The following is a 15166-nucleotide window of genomic DNA, read 5'->3' as shown; positions in this document are numbered from 1 at the left end:
GGTTAGCCGAATACGACCAGCAGCACCATGGCGACCATGCACAGCACCGCCATCCAAAACCAGGGCTCCAGGTAGACGCGTTCGCGGCGTTGATCCGTCGTCTTGGTCCGACGCGAAGTCGTACGTTCGGGCGTCAATTGTGAAGTCATACTAACTACTGTTACCGATTGGTCGGCGCCGGGTAAATGTGTTCCTCACCTCACCACGCCGCTGTTGCGGCGCAGATCACATTGCCGGGGCACACTGGGTCCAACCGTTGACCACTGCAGAGAGGCCGATTCATGAGCATGCCGGCGCTTAACCACGTCGCGATCACCGTGCGCGACATCAACATCAGCGGCCCCTGGTACCGCACGCTGTTCGGCGCCGACCCGGTGCTCGACGAACACACCGACGCCGGATTCCGGCACATGGTGTGGCGCCTGGACGACGACACGCTATTCGGCATCCATCAGCATGACCGGCCAGCGCCCGACGACAAGTTCAGCGAGTTTCGCGTCGGCCTGGACCATGTCGGCTTTGGCTGCCGTGACCGCGCCGAGCTCCAGACGTGGGCGCAGCGGCTTGACGGGCTCGGTATCGGGCACGGCGGCATTGTGGACGCGCAGTACGGCTCGGGGCTGAGCTTCCGCGACCCGGACGGGATCGCTTTGGAGTTCTTTGCACCGCCCGGGTGAATCCACCAGCGGCACAACGCGTCAGCGTACCGTTGCGAAGAAGGCGCGCACGTCGTCGACAAAAAGCTCCGGCTGCTCGAACGCGGCGAAGTGTCCGCCGCGCGGCATTGTCGTCCAGCGGGTGATGTGGTAGTTCGGTTCACACCAGTGCCGTGGTGCGCGCAGGACCTCCCTGGGGAAGGCGGCAACACCGGTCGGCAATTCGACACGGCCCGTGGATCCGAAGCTTTTGAAGCTCTCCCAGTACAACCGGGCTGACGAGGCACCGGTGCCCGTCGCCCAGTACAACATCACGTTGTCGAGCAGCTCGTCGCGGCTGAGGACGTTTTCCGGGTGGCCGTCGCAGTCGGTCCAGTCCCAGAACTTCTCGACGATCCATGCCATTTGCCCTACCGGCGAGTCGACCAGCCCGTAACCCAACGTCTGCGGTCGAGTGGACTGCTGCTTGGAATAACCTGTGCCCCAACGCCGGTAGTGCGCCAGCGCGGCCAGCGCCTGTTGTTCTTCTTCGGTGGGCTCGCTGATGCCTCCGGCCGGCGGCCAACCAAACGGCATGTTGAGGTGGATGGCCACGCAGTGGCCACGGTTGCGGCCGATCTGGGTGGTGACGGCGGCGCCCCAGTCACCGCCCTGCGCGCCGTAGCGATCGTAGCCAAGGCGCAGCATGAGGGTCTCCCAGGCCTGTGCGATCTTTTCGACGCCCCACCCGGTGCGGGTCGGCTTGCCGGAGAAACCATATCCGGGAAGGGACGGGCAGATGACGTGGAAAGCGTCGTCGGCGCGTCCGCCGTGGGCTGTGGGGTCGGTCAGCGGCTCGATCACCTTGTGGAACTCCACGATCGAACCCGGCCAGCCGTGGGTGATCAACAGCGGGAACGCGTCGCGGTGCGGGGACCGCTGGTGGATGAAATGGATGTCCAGGCCGTCGATTTCGGTGATGAACTGATCGAATCGGTTGAGTGCGGCTTCACGAGACCGCCAGTCGTATCCGTCGGCCCAGTAGCCGGCCAGATCGCGCGCGTAGCCCAGCGGCATGCCCTGGCTCCAGTCCTCCACGCATTCGGCGTCCGGCCAGCGGGTACGCGCCAGTCGAAAGCGCAAGTCGTCGAGAACGTCGTCGGGGATGTCGATGCGGTAGGGCCTTACCTCGGTCATGGCATTACATAGTGGCCGATCCCGGTTTTGCTCCGCAGCGGGTCGGAGGATGCCAGGATTAAGACGTGAGCGGACGCCACGTCGTGCATTTGTTTGCGGTCGCGGTGCTGACTGTTCCCGCGTCGCTCTGGCACGCGCTCATCGCGCCGGCGTCCGCTGCTCCCTGCCCCGACGTGGAGGTCACGTTCGCGCGGGCCACCACCGAACCTCCGGGCGTCGGCGTGGTCGGACAGCAGTTTGTCGATTCGCTGCGCTCGCAAGTCGGCGGCAAGTCCGTCGTGGTGTACCCGGTCAACTACCCCGCCACCTACGATTTCGCGCCCTCGGCGAACACCGGAGCCAACGATGCCAGCGCTCACGTTCAGTCCACGGCCGCGAACTGTCCCACCACCAAGATCGTGCTGGGTGGATACTCGCAGGGCGCGCTGGTGATCGATCTGATCACCATCGCCCAGGCACCGGTTGCGGGCTTCGTCCCCGATTCGCTGCCGCAGGACGTGGCTGATCACGTTGCCGCGGTCGCCACCTTCGGAAATCCATCGGACAGGTATCTGGGGGCGCCGATAAGCGCGATCAGCCCGTGGTATGGGGCCAAGGCCATTGACTTGTGCGCGGACGCGGATCCGATTTGCTCGCCGGGGCCTCTGGCGCCACCGTCCCAAGACGAAATGTTTTCCCCGGCACACCTGTCCTACGCAAATTCCGGAATGCCCCGACAGGCGGCGGCTTTCGTGGCGAGCCGCCTCTAGCGCGGCAACACCGGTGGGCGCGGACGGGATCGAACCGCCGACCGCTGGTGTGTAAAGGCGTTTCAAGAGGCTGGTAGATACCACTCTGGGGTATGCCAACAGCGAAAAGACATCACTGTAGTTCACGGGATTTATCTGTAACTGTGGGCAAATTGTGGGCACGGTGTGGGCAGCAAGCCAGTAACACATAACCACGAAAACCCCCGAAGGGAGCCACATGTCCATTGAGTCCTACCGCGAGTTGTGCCGGGCGCGTGTCCCGGCTGTGTGCGCCGACGCCGACTCGTTCAACCCGAACACACGGCATAGGTGCCGGTTCGCTTGGTGTGAAACCTCACCCGATAACCCGGTGGATGCGGCCTCTCACTGGTCGGATGTCATCTACACGCCTGCCTCGGTGCGCGACGGTGACCCCGAGCTGCTGCCGCCCGGCCGGAGCCCGCTGCGGATCGGTGTGGGCTTGACCTGCGACGACCGCGAAAACGAACCCGTGTCCGTCGTGGTGCACATCGACGGCGGTGCCCTTGATCTGGACGCTCAGGCGAACCTCACGGTTGATGAGGCGCGTGCCTTGAGTGACACGCTCACGGCAGCTATCACCGCCGCCACAGGTGGCGTGGCCGGGGGTGGTGGGCGGTGAGCGGGCGCGACAGGCCCATTTAGCGGTTCGCCGGCCCTGGCCGAGACCTACGCTCTGTGGGCTCGTTGACCCAGGTTCGATAGAGCTTGTGCAAGCCGCCCGTCTCAGCGAGGCGTTGTTTCCAGTCGCCACAGGCGGCCCGCGCACCGAGTTCGATGCAACCTTCGATCACGTCTTCCAACACGATGCGAGGACCGGGAAGATGCGCCCTGAGGTTGAACCACAGGTGGATATGCGGCCGGTGTTCGGGGCTGTTCCCATCAGGGTGCCAGTGCCAGCGAATCTCGGGCCCGGCCTCAAGTTCTACCCGGTAGATGTATTCGCGCGTGGTCACGCGGTAACGCTCACTGGGTGCGTACTCGCGATGCTCCTCGGATGTCTCGATAAGTTCGAAGCGCTGTTGCGCATAAAAAGTGCCGAAACGCGGTAAGCGCATCCCGTCCGGGCCGTTCAAAATCCATGCGCCGCAGTCGCCGACGCGTTGAACGCGCTTTGTCAGCACGATCTTGGCGACGCCGTCCAGACAGGAAACGGCTTTTTGGAGCGGATCAACGTAGTTATGAACAGCCTCTGCTGGTGTCCGCCCCGGCATCGGACCTTTACCGAGCGAATGGCAGCGCGGTAGCTACCTCAGCCAAACCGGGAATTTCGTCCCAGCTCATACCCTCGAACTCACCAGCGTCCCATCGAGCGAGGAACTCGGCACCGCTGATGCCCATGTACTTGCGCGCGATCCGGTCGAACAGGTCCGCGCTCTCGCGACTGTCCACGTAGGAAACACCGCCTGTGCTTTCAGTCTTGGTAAGCATTCGGCCCCCACCTCCTTCACCCGCCTGTCTACCAGTAGGTACCGACAATACCGGACGCAGCGCTGGAACCGCGAGACCGGGCGGTGGCGGCGGTCCCTGATCGATCAAGCCCAACTACGCCACGACTGGCTCGACTGTTCTTCCTTAGTGGGGTAGGCGGCGGGTTTCCCTCGGTGCGCTGCACCCGGTATTGGCCCGTGTCGCGGACCGTTGGTGTGCGGCGCTGACAGGCACACTAGGCGACGATGGTGCAGTGTTTCACCTGCCGGGAGTGCGCTGCCCCGGCAGAGCCGGTCACCGAGGGTGGCGCGACTATCGCCGTCGTGCGTCACCAACCCGGCTGCTCGGTGCTCATCGGCGTGATACGCCGGCGCTGGCCGCTACGGCGAGACTTGAGCCTGCCGCGGTCCCCGGCCCCGCAACCGTTTGCGCAGCGCGCCGACTGGGGCCGCTGGCGCAAGGCTGTGGAAGCGATGCAAGCCAAGCCCGCCGCAATGACCCACACGCACGCACGGTCATCATGACCGCACATGCCAGTGCCGGCTCCGAGGGTCACCAGAGAAGGGCTGCAATCCTGACTCCCTGCGCGATTCGCTGGGTGTCGATCCGGACAGTCAGGCCAAGAAGCTTCGCAGCAGGTCATGGGCAACCACGGTCTTAAGCACCGTGGTTGCTGGCAAATATCACTGGACCTGGGTGCGCGTTGTTTCGGTTTCTCCCGGTTGCCCAGATGTGGCCGATCGGCCACATCTAGACAATTCGGGTCGGTGGGTGGCGTGTCGTTGGACCGAGACTGCTCGAAGATGGGTAGCGCATCCAAGGCGATCAACGCTTTTTCCCCCATCGTCAAATGACCGCCTAGATGGGGCCGATCGGCACCATCTACCGTTACCGTTTCGTTATTTACGCGGCGCTGCTCAGCTTCCCAGCGGTGCCGTTCGGCCACGGCTCGCGCTTTTTTGCGGCGGCCTTCCTCCTCCAGCAGTGGCAGCGCCTCGCACGCGATAGCCGCCCGCTGCCCCGCCGTCAAATGACCGCCAGGGTGTGGCAGATCTGCCACACCCTCTGACTGAGCTTGTTTTCCGTGTTGCGCAAGGCTGCGCGACGACGTTGCTCCTCCGCTGCCGCTCGCGCCATCTTGCGGCGGCGCTGATCTGCCACTGCTCTGGCGTTGCGCCGCTTCGCGACCGGCAACTACAACGGCCAACGTTGTGGTTGATTCAAGGCCATAGCCATCAGTTCGGCCCAAGCTCGACCATCAGTTTCTCGGCGGGAATCGTGACGCCGGTGCGCTCGTGAATGCTGAGGCGATCCTTGAGGTCTTCGATCTCGTCGAGCAACGCGTCGTAGCGGTCAGCCGAAATGATCACCGCGGCCGGTGTGGCGTGGTTCATCAACACGATGTCCTCGTCGCGTGAACGCCGCACCAGCTCGGACAGCCTCGCGCGGGCCTTGCTGATAGCCACCAACTCGCTCACCGCTTGTAAACCTCCTTCCGGTGACCGACGCGTGTAACGGTCACCATCCGCAGCACGTCATCGACGGCGTACACGATTCCAAACTGCTCGCCGACAGACTGGCACAACCAGCCCCTCTCCGGCGATGGCGTTGTCCTCATCGGCCGGTTCAAGATCAGGTGTTCCATTTGGAACACCGGGTCGGCCGGTTCAAGATCAGGTGATCGAAATTGATCACCTGATATCTCACGCTGCACCTGTCCGGCGATGGCGTCCCGGTCGGCCGGTTCAAGATCAGGTGTCTGAAATTCAGACACCTGCCGCCTGAGATCGGACATGACGGTGTTTCTGTCGGCTCCTGTTGCTGCGGCGATGGCGCGGAGGCTCAGCCCGGCGTCCCGTGTGGGGTGCGCCCGCCGCACACCACCAGATCAGAACCGCCAGTCGAGGTAGTTGCTATCGCCGTCGTCGTGTCTTGCTTGCCGGCATTGGGTCAGCAGCTCAGCCCACGGGTCGCGGTTGCCGCGCTCACCGGACAGGCTGCCCAGGATGTGATGGGCGGCCAACGCCCGCAGCAGATGCTCATCCATCACGGCTACTCACGGTTTGGGTGGGGTGCCGGTTCCCGGCCCGCCCCGAAGGGAACCTCGCGACCCCAACAGGCCAGGGAACCGGCACCCCTTCTGCGCGGGGTGAGCGACCGGGGAAAGGAGAACCCGGAACCCGCGCACGCCAATCAAGCCCAACCACCACCGTCCTCGAGGAGTTCGAGCTTCAACTGCCCGCCCGGCCCGGTGGCTATCGCCGACAGCGCCAGCGGATGCCCGTAGGTGTCGAGCAGGGGAAGTGTCACGAACTGGCCCGGTTTCAACCGGCACCCGACCTGCGGGTCCAGGGACGCCGGGTCGCCTTGGTTGACAACCACATCCGGCGCGGTGCCGCTGTCGCCGAGGCCGCCCGAACTGTTGAGCACCCACACCCCGGCCACGGGTGGCAGCGGAATCGGGGTGGTTGTCGTGCCCACCGCCACCACCGCAGGCTGGTTCGACACGCTCACTCAGGAAACCCCGGATGATACGCCGTGACCTCACCCGGACCATCCGGGGAGACCGCGAACACACTCAGCGAGCGGTCGTCCCGGTGGCGCGGGAGTGTCAACTTCTCACCGGGCCGCAACCGAATACCCGACACATCAGATGCCTCCAGCGCTTCCTCATCTACATCGACGAACAAGTCTGTGCCGCCGGTGTTTTCGACCAGAATCCCGGTCGCCAACCAGTGCGCGGTCAGGATGTGCGTGGGTGTCGCTCTCACTTGTACTGTCTCGGCGATCATTTCGCGGCCTCCGGTGACCACGGGTAGGGCTCGCCCAGCTTCCAATCCGACCCGTACAGCCGCAACGCCTTGGAGAGAGTGTCGTTGGAGTAGTGCAGGTCGTGGCGGGCCAGCAGGTCACGGGCACGCGGACGACCACACCCCACCGGCACACCAACCGCGGACAACGCGGACAGGCATTCGACGATCCTGTCGTGGTCGGGTCGCCCATCAGCGTCCACCGCCGCAATCAAACCGTTCTGCAACATCAACCGAAGGTGCGCTTCGTTGGCCGGAAACCATCGCGGCAACGGTGTGCCGACCCCGCGAACTTCATGCAGCTTGCCGTTTTTGTCCGGCACCCTAAGCAACGAAGCCGCGGAAACAAACGAGTAAAGAGTCGCCATGCGTTAATCTCCAATCACCACGGCTGTTTCGGCGTCCATTCGCCGGTTCGCGGATCGACGAAGTAATGGTCACCCGGCGATGGCAAGTAGACGCCCTCGGAGCCCGGCGGCGGCCGCAAACCCGCACGGAAGCGTGGCCCGAGCTGCCACTGAAGCGCGTCGCGAACCTCAGCGTCAGTCCATTTCTCGGGCGGGCGGCCACGGGTGATCCTCACCGGCTGCGACAGCTCACCCACCGGCAAACCAGCAAGATCGCGCTTCACACCATCGACGGGGCCTTGACGCTCCGGCGGCGGTTGGAACCCGCGAGCGCTGGAAACGTACGTCGGCATCCTGGCCTCCCCTTCAAGTCGAGGCTGTCCGGGACGGGCCGGTCGCGGACAGCCAGCCTAAGCATAGCAACATCTGCGAACAGGCGTTTCCACAATCGCCGGCGTGGCGAAAACTGTCCGCAGCGGACAGCCCGGCTCAGCTCACCGGGTCAGACGGCCCACCCTCAACCGGCCGCACACTGGCCCGCCGCTGCCGCTCCAGACGCCTCCGGCGAACCTCGGCCAGCACCGAGGGAGCCGACGCGGCCGACCCGCCCTCGATCTGGCGCAACCGCTCCAAGACCTCCAGCAACGTCTTGACCAGTGCGGCAACAGCGCGCGCGTCCCGGGTTTGGGAGAGTTGCCAGCTGATCCTCCGGCGCAGCGCAATCAGCGCGGCTTTGTGATCACCTTTTTCCGTTGCCGAAAGAACCGAATAACGTTGCGGCACAACAGGTTTCGAACGTCGCGTAGCCAACTTCGCCCTCCAAAAATGTGGAATTAACGGGTCGGGGAGAGAAAACCGTGACCGGCGGTGGGTCGCGGGCACCCACCTCCCCTCGAATTTTTTTTGCGGGGTGGTCGAGTGTTGATATCGCGTCGCTTAGTGTGATCTCGAGATCGAGCTGCCGGTAGGCCTGCATCAGTTCGTAGGCCGGCGCGGCGGTGGCGGTGTCGGTGTCGGGTTCGCGTCGGCGGGTGCGGCGGCGGTGATGGTCGCTCATCGGCGGCGTTTCCTCGACGGGACGCGTGGGTAGGGGTTGACGGTGCCGGCGACGACGCCTACCGGCCGCTCACCGGCCGGCAAGGCGTCGAACCACGACCGGCAAGCTGCGAGGGCCGGGCAACTGCGGCAGGTGTGGATCGCGTACTCGACGGCCACGGGGTCGGTCTGGTCGAACAGTTCGTGCCGGCCGACGCAGCTAGCGCCCGGCAGGAGCGGGACGCCGCGCAGCGGCGCGAGCAGGTCATCGAGTCTCACGGCGCGAGTCCTCCCGTGGCGTCTTGCTGGCGCGCCGCCAGCTCTCGGCCTGGCGATGTTGGCGGATACGCCGGGCGCGCGGTTGGCGGCGGGGCGGGTCGAGCCGGGCGGTCGCCGGGGTGAGCCTCGGACGAGATCGTTGGGCGGTCATGAGTGACGTCCTCCTTCGATGAGTGACCGAGCGTCATTGAGCTGGCGTTGCAGCTCCGCGCTGCCGGTGCGCCCGTTGTCGGGGTGCAGAATTTTGGTCAATGCCCGGTGAACCGCGGGTGTGCGCTGCGGCCCCACGGCGCGAAATAGCCGTTCAGCCCACCCGTCGGTGTCGGTGGTTGATTCCGTGTAGCAGCCGGCGTTGACGTCGACGAGTTCGCAGCCGAGAGTGAGCAGGCTGGCGCGCAGGACGGCCCACCAATCGTGCTCAACCTTCCAGTACCGGGATTCGCGGTTCCATGCGCGGGCGTACCCCGGAACCACAGCCTTGATCGTCGCGACCACGGCCGGGTCGTACCGGAATCGAAGCCGGTAGCCGCCGGCTCGGTGTTCGTATAGGACGACGACCGCCACTTCTAGCTGGCCTTCCGGTCGCGGGAAGCTGCTTGGGCTGCCAGGGCGCAGCGGATGAGTTCGCCGACGGTTAGCGGCGCGGCCGGCTCGGTGTCGTAGTAGCTCTGCACCGCGTCGAGGATGTCGTCGCGGGTGAGCTGGTGGCGTTCGGCCTGCTCGGCCCAGGCCCTGACAAGCTCAGGCGTTGGGGCGGGGGCATGCTCGTCGAACACGCCAGCGAGTTCCAAGGCTTCACTGATCGCAGCGAGTGACCCCGAAAGTTTCCCAGATTTGTTACTACCACCGCTGGGTGTATCACTCTCACCCCTTTCATAGGGGTTGGGGATATGTAGTAACAAATCTGGGAAACTTTCGGGGTCGATGGCGGATGGGTCGATGCCAGCCTTGAGGCTGTAGAACCACCGACTACGGCCGTTCTCGCCGTACTCCATTTCGTCGCAGTCGAGAACGCCGAGCATGTGCAGCGCTTGAAGTTGCCGATCCACCGTGTTTCGGGGTTTGTCGATGCCTTTGCGGACCTCGCTTGTGGAGCTGTGCGGGTGTTTGGCGAGGTAGTCGATGATTGCCAAGCGCAGTGGCGGCATGCTGTCTCGCGCTACGCGGAGCGCCAGGCGCAGCGCGGCGGCGCGTGTCATGCCGATGGCGGCCCCCCCGCGAACAATCTGGGCGAGTTGCTTGGCGAACCGGGTCGGCATTTCGGGCGCGTGTGCGTCGATGACATCGCCGCGGTAGTCGTACTCCACGCCGGTGCGGGCGAGGGTCACGAGGTCGGCGGCGCGCACCAGGGCGTCGATTTCGCCGTCGGTGAGGGTTATCGGTTGTGGGTTCATGCCCGCGATGACACCGGCCACGGCGCCGGCAAGCTCGGCGCGCATCGTCTGCTCGTCGCCGGTGTTGCGGATCGCCCGCTGGCTGGCGTCGGGGCGTTTGGTGCCGGAGTCCAGTCGTACGAGGAGGAAGCGGTCACCCATCGTGGCGACGACCGTGTGCGCGGCGTCCCATGCCGTTGTCACCGCGCCTACGACGGCGATTCGGCCGCGCCATTCGATGCTGCGCCCGCCGTCGGTTCCGACCTCGCGGCTCCATCGCCCGTCGTAAACCTCACGCAGGGCGGCCAACACCCGGCCGCGAACGTTGCGGTCCATAGAGAGAATGGAGGTCACGTCTTTGATGACGAGCACCCCGCGGTCGCCGAGTTTGCGTAGCAGGCCGCCGGTGGCGTCGGCGGCGCGTTCCCGGTTGGGTGTCGCAGACAACAACGCGGCCTCGGATGATATGACGCTGGCGACGGTGGCGCCTACGCCGTCGAGGCTTTGCGCTGTCTCTGTTTTCGCGGCACCCGGGCCGGAGACGATTAGCAGCCAGATCGGGTCGCTGCCGTCGTTGAATCGTTCGACAGCCGCACATGCGAGGGCGGCGTCGATCGCGTCGGTGTCGTAGGTGTGGCCGAGCCACTTACGGAATGCGGCGTGCGCGTCGTTAAGCGAAATGGGCTGCACCGGCTGTTGTTTCGGTTGGCTCGATGGTTGGGACTCGGCGGCAGGCTTGGATGTGGTTGGGGGGGCGGTGGGTTTGACCAGCCGCCACAGGTCGTCAACGGTGTGACCGCCCATCAAGTAGTCATCGAGCCCGGTTTTCGTGTCGGTGTCGGGCGGCAGCCACAGGTACTCGGGGCGGGCGCCTTTGTAGCCGAGGTAGCCCGCGAGGCCGCGCATCGCGGACTGCACGCTGGGTTTACGCGCGACGTCGCCGTCGAAGGCGATGATGACCCGCCGGCCGTTGAGGGCGATGTCGCCCCAGTCCGGGAGCGCCATCTTGCCGCCGGCGGCGTTGGTGTGCAGCCAATTCCAGACCCCGGTCAGGGCGACGATGCATAGTCCGTGAATCGCGCCGCAATCAGCCTTCTTACAGCCTTCCGTGACCCACAGCGGCACGGATGGATCGGCGAGCTGCGGGCCGACACCCGGCGGCACATCAAGCCCATTGCGCTGCTGCCACGGGGTTTCGTATTTGATGGGTTTGCCGTCTCGTAGTCGCGGCTCGTCTGGACGGTATTGGTATCCCCAGGTCGATCCGTCGGCGCGCAGCAGCGGCACCAGCAGACCCGGGAGGCGCCGCCCGGGTCTGGCGATACGGATGTCGGCAAGCCGGCGTCGTCCTGTGCCGTCATCGGCGACGGTTTCGTACCCGCGTCCGGCGGCGAACTCAACGCTGATGCCAGAGGACGCGAGGGCTTGAACATGGTTGGGAGATAGCACCGAGGGCCACCTGTCGTTATGATCGGGATTGCGGTTTGAACATCAGCGGTTGATTGCCCCCAGGACGCACGACATCGCGTCCTGGGGGCAATCTCCGTTAGAAGCCGGGGTCGGCGGCGGCTTCGCCCAGCTCTGCCGCACCGATCGGTGCGGCGCTGCCGACGGCCGTGTACTCGACCCGGTAAACCTTGAAGGTGTTGCCGCCGGCGGACTCTCGGTCTTCGATGTAGGTGATGCGAATGTGGTCGCGGCCGAGGCCGTCGTCGATGTCAACGCGGCCCGCGCGGTGTGCGGCGCGGCCGAACTCGCGCCGCAGCGCGGCGCTGCGAAGGCTGACGTGCACATACTCGTCGCCGTCTTCTGTTGGTTCGCTCAGACGTAAAGTGGCGGTGGGGATTTCCTGGTTGCTGAAGCGGTCGGGCCGCATGTCGAAGGCGACTAGCGTGCCGTGGTAGGAGTCGCCGGGGGTGGGGAACCGCGCGAAGGGCGCGTCGGCGATGGGGTCGTACAGTTCGTCTAGCTTCATTTTTGTTTTCCTTTCGTGTTGCGCGCCAATGGGTTTCGCCGTGGCGCGGGCGGCGGGGCCTAACGGGTTTTCGCCTGGGTGGTTCACACTGCCACGACACGCTTGCGGTCTGAACGGTCAAATGTGTTTGCCGCCAAGTAGTCGCGTACATCGGACCAGCGGTAGCGGACGCGGCGGCCAACCTTTACGAAAGCGGGGCCTGTGCCCCGGTACCGCATTTGCGCCAGGCCGGCGGGGCTGGTTCCGAGCGCTTCGGCAACCTCGGCCGGGGTGGCGAGGTCAAGTTCGGCCATTTGAGCCTCCTTCATCTAGGATCACGCAGAACTGCGTAGCTTCAAGCAGCAAACCACAGCCTTGTAATTACTGTCAAGTCACGCGCTGATGCGTTATAGTGCGTAACATGACGGGCCGGGAATCACTTGCGGCCGTGGTCGGCCAGAATGCCGCACGGCTGCGCGTCGCGGCCGGGCTAACGCAAGAGCAATTTGCGGGCTACGCTCGCGCCGCCGGCTTGCGGTGGACCGCCTCGAAAGTGGCCGATTTTGAAAGAGGGAGGCGGGAACTGGCATTCGGCACGGTGCTGGCGGTCAGCCTGGCGCTGTCGAGGGCAGCAGCGGACGCTAAGCAACGCGGTATCGGCCCCGGCGGCTCAGTGACGCTGGCCGATCTGGTGGAGACCGACGCGACCGTCGTTTTGACTCCGGACGGGCCAGACCCGCTCGGGTCCGCGGTGGCCGGCGTGTGCCGCGGACAGCCGTGGCCGTCCGAACCTGCGGAGCTCTATGGTTTCCAGGCGCTCGAAATGCAACGGGTGCATCGGCGAGTCATCGAGGCAGCGCTGTCGAAAGCCTTGGTGGACGGGCTTATCGACCCAAACCTGACCGCCGCTGACCTTGAGCAGATGCGGCAGCGATCGGGCTTGGCCGAGGATCGCGTCGCGCAACGTCTCAAAGTTAGCCGCGATCGGCTAGCCGCCGTGTCGTTTCGGTTATGGCAGGGACGCACCTTCAGCGAAGAGCGTGACCGCCGAGCGGGCCCGCGTGCCAACGCGCAAAAGAAGGGCCGAATCGCTCGTGAGCTGCGCGCCGAACTCGAGAAAGCCCTTTCAGATGGCGACGATTAGCAGATACCAAACCACAAGCGGGGCAACGCTTTACCGGGTCCGCTACCGCACACCTGATCGCGGACAAACCGACAAGCGAGGATTCCGAACCAAGCGTGACGCCCAAGCGTTCGCAGAACAGATCGAAGTCGACAAGCGTCGCGGCATGTACGTTGCCCCGTCGGATGGTCGGGTCAAGTTCGGCGACCTGGCGCGCGGCTGGCTTGCGTCCAAGCACAACTTGAAGCGGTCGACTCGTGCCCGCTACGAAAGCACTCTGACGGTGGCGCTGGCGCGGTTTCATGACATAGCCATCGGCGATATCTCCCGTTCGATGGTTCGTGCCCTGGTGGCCGAATTGGTGAGCGGCGGCGCGGCGGCGTCGTCGGTGCATAAGGCGGTCGGGTTGCTGAGGCAGGTGCTCGCGACGGCCGTGGCCGACAACCTGATCGCCCTCAACCCGGCCGAGGGTGTCGAGCTGCCGACCATCCGCATGAGCGAGCAGCGTTTCCTGACCGTCGCCGAGCTGCACCGCCTGGCGCTCGCGGCCGGTGAACACAAGGCACTGATCTACGTGCTGGGCACCACCGGGCTGAGATTCGGTGAAGCGGCTGAGCTTCGATGGCGCGATGTGGACATCGCCGGGTTGCGGTTGCGGGTCACCCGGTCAGTGACATTCGTGCGCGGCCAGGCGGTCGTCGGCACACCGAAAAACGGTAAGGACCGCAGCGTCGCGCTGCCTGCCACCATCGCGGGGATGCTCACACCAGGCGACGACGACGATCTCGTTTTCCCCGACTCGGCCGGCGGCTGGATGCGGGCCAGCAATGTCCGCCGCCGCTGGTGGGCCAAAGCATTAGCCGATGCCGGGCTACCCGCTGACTTCAAGCTCCACGAACTGCGGCATACCGCGGCAAGCCTGGCTATCAAGTCGGGAGCGAACATCAAGGCGTTACAGAACATGCTGGGACACGCATCAGCCGGGCTGACGCTTGATCGCTACGGCCACCTTTACGACTCTGATGTGGACGCGGTAGGCCACGCAATCAACGCAGAGATATCTGTAACTTGTGGGCAAAATGTGGGCACGGCTGCGGCCACGGGCCGTCACTTGCACGCTGTCAGCACCGCTGAGCTGCAATAACACTGGTGGGCGCGGACGGGATCGAACCGCCGACCGCTGGTGTGTAAAACCAGTGCTCTACCACTGAGCTACGCGCCCCGCCCCGGGCACGCTACACGCCCGCGCCGCGGCCATTCAAAACGGCAGATATCCGTGGCGGTCAGGCCTTCAGCGCCGCCAGCGCCTCGGTCCACAACCGCTGATCGCGGGCCTCACCAGGCTGCTTCATCTCGGCGAACCGGATCACCCCCGAACGGTCGACCACGAAAGTGCCGCGGTTGGGGAATCCGGCGTCCTCGTTGAACACCCCGTAGGCCTGGCTGACCGCGCCATGCGGCCAGAAGTCGGAGAGCACCGGAAACAGGAAGCCGTTCTCGACCGCCCACACTTTGTGGGTCGGCGGCGGGCCCACCGAAATGGTCAACGTTGCACTGTCGTCGTTCTCGAACTCGGGCAGGTGATCGCGCAGCTGGTCCAGCTCGCCCTGGCATATCCCGGTGAACGCCAGCGGGAAGAACACCAGCAGCACGTTCTTGACGCCACGGTAGTCGCTGAGGCTCACCGGCTGCTGATTCTGGTCGCGCAGCGTGAAATCCGGCGCGGTGGCTCCGACCGGCAGCATCAGCGTCGCCCTGCCCGCGACTTCGGCTGCACCAGCCGGCTGGCGCTCCAGTCCCCCAAGTTGACCGACGAGGTCGGCATCAGGCCCGCCGTGGGCGCCGACTCGGCGATTTCGGCGGGTAGCACATGTCCGGGCCGGCCGGTCTTGGGGGTGAGCACCCAGATCACCCCGTCCTCGGCGAGCGATGCGATCGCATCCATCAGGGTGTCCACCAGATCGCCGTCGCCCTCACGCCACCACAACAGCACCACGTCGACGACCTCGTCGGTGTCTTCGTCGAGCAACTCGCTACCGCACGCGTCCTCTACGTCGGCGCGGATGTTGTCGTCGGTGTCCTCGTCCCACCCCCACTCCTGGACAACCTGCCCTCGCTGAATACCCAGTTTGCGGGCGTAGTTCGGGGCGTCATCCGCCGCGACCACCGTGGAACCTCCTTCAACTGCTCAGCGCGCCGTGCGATGCGCATATCG

24 protein-coding genes and 1 tRNA gene are annotated in these 15166 nt (G+C 65.1%); 6 read left to right on the top strand and 19 right to left on the bottom strand.

The window, feature by feature from the left end; genetic code table 11:
• Nucleotides 1-2: 2 nt before the first annotated feature.
• Nucleotides 3-149: a hypothetical protein gene (locus MHEC_RS09645; RefSeq protein ID WP_160315058.1), complete on the bottom strand. Its 147-nt coding sequence runs from the start codon at nt 147-149 to the stop codon at nt 3-5.
• A gap of 132 nt (nt 150-281) precedes the next feature.
• Between MHEC_RS09645 and MHEC_RS09640 the strand changes: the two genes are divergently transcribed.
• A complete protein-coding gene (locus MHEC_RS09640; RefSeq protein WP_048892414.1) occupies nt 282-677 on the top strand; it encodes a VOC family protein in 396 nt (131 codons plus the stop codon).
• A 21-nt stretch (nt 678-698) separates the two neighbouring features.
• On the opposite strand, the gene MHEC_RS09635 is transcribed toward MHEC_RS09640, so the two are convergent.
• Nucleotides 699-1832 carry an epoxide hydrolase family protein gene (locus MHEC_RS09635; RefSeq protein ID WP_048892413.1) on the bottom strand — a complete coding sequence of 378 codons (1134 nt, stop codon included), beginning with the start codon at nt 1830-1832 and terminating at the stop codon, nt 699-701.
• A gap of 65 nt (nt 1833-1897) precedes the next feature.
• On the opposite strand from MHEC_RS09635, the gene MHEC_RS09630 reads away from it, so the two are divergent.
• Nucleotides 1898-2581 carry a cutinase family protein gene (locus MHEC_RS09630; protein ID WP_200902195.1) on the top strand — a complete coding sequence of 228 codons (684 nt, stop codon included), beginning with the start codon at nt 1898-1900 and terminating at the stop codon, nt 2579-2581.
• Between the two features lie 349 nt (nt 2582-2930).
• The gene (locus MHEC_RS09625) at nt 2931-3221 is read left to right on the top strand and encodes a hypothetical protein (protein ID WP_071700559.1); all 291 of its coding nucleotides are present in this window, start codon (nt 2931-2933) and stop codon (nt 3219-3221) included.
• Nucleotides 3222-3240: 19 nt separating this feature from the next.
• Here MHEC_RS09625 and MHEC_RS09620 read toward each other — a convergent pair whose 3' ends face one another.
• Entirely contained in the window at nt 3241-3813 is a 573-nt protein-coding gene (locus tag MHEC_RS09620) for a hypothetical protein (RefSeq protein WP_235434873.1), read from the bottom strand.
• 7 nt (nt 3814-3820) lie between these two features.
• Nucleotides 3821-4030: a hypothetical protein gene (locus tag MHEC_RS09615; RefSeq protein WP_048892411.1), complete on the bottom strand. Its 210-nt coding sequence runs from the start codon at nt 4028-4030 to the stop codon at nt 3821-3823.
• An 862-nt stretch (nt 4031-4892) separates the two neighbouring features.
• Here MHEC_RS09615 and MHEC_RS09610 point away from each other — a divergent pair.
• Nucleotides 4893-5099 carry a hypothetical protein gene (locus MHEC_RS09610; protein WP_142358689.1) on the top strand — a complete coding sequence of 69 codons (207 nt, stop codon included), beginning with the start codon at nt 4893-4895 and terminating at the stop codon, nt 5097-5099.
• 166 nt (nt 5100-5265) lie between these two features.
• On the opposite strand, the gene MHEC_RS09605 is transcribed toward MHEC_RS09610, so the two are convergent.
• From MHEC_RS09605 to MHEC_RS09550, 12 genes are all read right to left on the bottom strand, one after another.
• Complete coding sequence (locus MHEC_RS09605) at nt 5266-5508, bottom strand: type II toxin-antitoxin system prevent-host-death family antitoxin (RefSeq protein ID WP_048890573.1); 243 nt, start codon at nt 5506-5508, stop codon at nt 5266-5268.
• Nucleotides 5505-5825 (bottom strand): type II toxin-antitoxin system RelE family toxin, encoded by a 321-nt coding sequence (locus MHEC_RS09600; protein WP_048890574.1) that lies wholly within the window; start codon nt 5823-5825, stop codon nt 5505-5507. Before MHEC_RS09600 ends, MHEC_RS09605 begins: the two co-directional genes overlap by 4 nt.
• A gap of 93 nt (nt 5826-5918) precedes the next feature.
• On the bottom strand, nt 5919-6077 hold the full coding sequence (locus tag MHEC_RS09595; protein ID WP_160315034.1) for a hypothetical protein: 159 nt from the start codon (nt 6075-6077) through the stop codon (nt 5919-5921).
• Nucleotides 6078-6223: 146 nt separating this feature from the next.
• Nucleotides 6224-6544: a hypothetical protein gene (locus tag MHEC_RS09590; protein ID WP_235434753.1), complete on the bottom strand. Its 321-nt coding sequence runs from the start codon at nt 6542-6544 to the stop codon at nt 6224-6226.
• The gene (locus MHEC_RS09585) at nt 6541-6801 is read right to left on the bottom strand and encodes a hypothetical protein (RefSeq protein ID WP_142358690.1); all 261 of its coding nucleotides are present in this window, start codon (nt 6799-6801) and stop codon (nt 6541-6543) included. The genes MHEC_RS09590 and MHEC_RS09585 overlap by 4 nt, the downstream gene beginning before the upstream one ends.
• A 17-nt stretch (nt 6802-6818) precedes the next feature.
• Nucleotides 6819-7208 (bottom strand): hypothetical protein, encoded by a 390-nt coding sequence (locus MHEC_RS09580; RefSeq protein ID WP_048890576.1) that lies wholly within the window; start codon nt 7206-7208, stop codon nt 6819-6821.
• Nucleotides 7209-7676: 468 nt separating this feature from the next.
• Nucleotides 7677-7970, bottom strand: a complete 294-nt coding sequence (locus MHEC_RS09575; protein WP_142358692.1) for a hypothetical protein — start codon at nt 7968-7970, stop codon at nt 7677-7679.
• Nucleotides 7971-8240: 270 nt separating this feature from the next.
• Nucleotides 8241-8501, bottom strand: coding sequence for a hypothetical protein (locus tag MHEC_RS09570; protein WP_048890579.1), 261 nt, complete (start codon nt 8499-8501; stop codon nt 8241-8243).
• 147 nt (nt 8502-8648) lie between these two features.
• Nucleotides 8649-9065, bottom strand: coding sequence for a hypothetical protein (locus MHEC_RS09565; RefSeq protein ID WP_048890580.1), 417 nt, complete (start codon nt 9063-9065; stop codon nt 8649-8651).
• A gap of 2 nt (nt 9066-9067) precedes the next feature.
• The gene (locus MHEC_RS09560; protein ID WP_053093980.1) at nt 9068-11323 is read right to left on the bottom strand and encodes a DUF3854 domain-containing protein; all 2256 of its coding nucleotides are present in this window, start codon (nt 11321-11323) and stop codon (nt 9068-9070) included.
• A 97-nt stretch (nt 11324-11420) separates the two neighbouring features.
• Nucleotides 11421-11849 (bottom strand): hypothetical protein, encoded by a 429-nt coding sequence (locus MHEC_RS09555; protein WP_048890581.1) that lies wholly within the window; start codon nt 11847-11849, stop codon nt 11421-11423.
• 83 nt (nt 11850-11932) lie between these two features.
• Nucleotides 11933-12142, bottom strand: a complete 210-nt coding sequence (locus MHEC_RS09550) for a helix-turn-helix transcriptional regulator (RefSeq protein WP_048890728.1) — start codon at nt 12140-12142, stop codon at nt 11933-11935.
• A 107-nt stretch (nt 12143-12249) separates the two neighbouring features.
• On the opposite strand from MHEC_RS09550, the gene MHEC_RS09545 reads away from it, so the two are divergent.
• On the top strand, nt 12250-12972 hold the full coding sequence (locus MHEC_RS09545) for a helix-turn-helix domain-containing protein (protein WP_048890582.1): 723 nt from the start codon (nt 12250-12252) through the stop codon (nt 12970-12972).
• Nucleotides 12959-14095, top strand: a complete 1137-nt coding sequence (locus MHEC_RS09540; protein ID WP_048890583.1) for a site-specific integrase — start codon at nt 12959-12961, stop codon at nt 14093-14095. Before MHEC_RS09545 ends, MHEC_RS09540 begins: the two co-directional genes overlap by 14 nt.
• A gap of 3 nt (nt 14096-14098) precedes the next feature.
• Here MHEC_RS09540 and MHEC_RS09535 read toward each other — a convergent pair.
• The 3 genes from MHEC_RS09535 to MHEC_RS09525 form a co-directional block, all read right to left on the bottom strand.
• Nucleotides 14099-14173: transfer RNA gene (locus MHEC_RS09535), tRNA-Val, on the bottom strand.
• A 61-nt stretch (nt 14174-14234) separates the two neighbouring features.
• Nucleotides 14235-14696, bottom strand: a complete 462-nt coding sequence (locus MHEC_RS09530; protein WP_048890584.1) for a peroxiredoxin — start codon at nt 14694-14696, stop codon at nt 14235-14237.
• Nucleotides 14696-15118, bottom strand: coding sequence for a DUF3052 domain-containing protein (locus MHEC_RS09525; protein WP_003918824.1), 423 nt, complete (start codon nt 15116-15118; stop codon nt 14696-14698). The genes MHEC_RS09530 and MHEC_RS09525 overlap by 1 nt, the downstream gene beginning before the upstream one ends.
• Nucleotides 15119-15166 lie beyond the last annotated feature (48 nt).

The organism is Mycobacterium heckeshornense, from assembly GCF_016592155.1.
Lineage (GTDB): Bacteria > Actinomycetota > Actinomycetes > Mycobacteriales > Mycobacteriaceae > Mycobacterium > Mycobacterium heckeshornense.
The sequence above is the reverse complement of the archived record's forward strand: the minus strand, read 5'-3'. Positions and strand labels throughout refer to the sequence as shown.

What these genes read in the sequence shown, in the direction of transcription:
- MHEC_RS09645 (WP_160315058.1), bottom strand. Translation starts at nt 149, where the DNA reads ATGACTTCACAATTGACGCCCGAACGTACGACTTCGCGTCGGACCAAG.
- MHEC_RS09640 (WP_048892414.1), top strand. Translation starts at nt 282, where the DNA reads ATGAGCATGCCGGCGCTTAACCACGTCGCGATCACCGTGCGCGACATC.
- MHEC_RS09635 (WP_048892413.1), bottom strand. Translation starts at nt 1,832, where the DNA reads ATGACCGAGGTAAGGCCCTACCGCATCGACATCCCCGACGACGTTCTC.
- MHEC_RS09620 (WP_235434873.1), bottom strand. Translation starts at nt 3,813, where the DNA reads ATGCCGGGGCGGACACCAGCAGAGGCTGTTCATAACTACGTTGATCCG.
- MHEC_RS09615 (WP_048892411.1), bottom strand. Translation starts at nt 4,030, where the DNA reads ATGCTTACCAAGACTGAAAGCACAGGCGGTGTTTCCTACGTGGACAGT.
- MHEC_RS09610 (WP_142358689.1), top strand. Translation starts at nt 4,893, where the DNA reads ATGGGGCCGATCGGCACCATCTACCGTTACCGTTTCGTTATTTACGCG.
- MHEC_RS09600 (WP_048890574.1), bottom strand. Translation starts at nt 5,825, where the DNA reads ATGTCCGATCTCAGGCGGCAGGTGTCTGAATTTCAGACACCTGATCTT.
- MHEC_RS09595 (WP_160315034.1), bottom strand. Translation starts at nt 6,077, where the DNA reads ATGGATGAGCATCTGCTGCGGGCGTTGGCCGCCCATCACATCCTGGGC.
- MHEC_RS09580 (WP_048890576.1), bottom strand. Translation starts at nt 7,208, where the DNA reads ATGGCGACTCTTTACTCGTTTGTTTCCGCGGCTTCGTTGCTTAGGGTG.
- MHEC_RS09555 (WP_048890581.1), bottom strand. Translation starts at nt 11,849, where the DNA reads ATGAAGCTAGACGAACTGTACGACCCCATCGCCGACGCGCCCTTCGCG.
- MHEC_RS09550 (WP_048890728.1), bottom strand. Translation starts at nt 12,142, where the DNA reads ATGGCCGAACTTGACCTCGCCACCCCGGCCGAGGTTGCCGAAGCGCTC.
- MHEC_RS09545 (WP_048890582.1), top strand. Translation starts at nt 12,250, where the DNA reads ATGACGGGCCGGGAATCACTTGCGGCCGTGGTCGGCCAGAATGCCGCA.
- MHEC_RS09540 (WP_048890583.1), top strand. Translation starts at nt 12,959, where the DNA reads ATGGCGACGATTAGCAGATACCAAACCACAAGCGGGGCAACGCTTTAC.
- MHEC_RS09530 (WP_048890584.1), bottom strand. Translation starts at nt 14,696, where the DNA reads ATGCTGCCGGTCGGAGCCACCGCGCCGGATTTCACGCTGCGCGACCAG.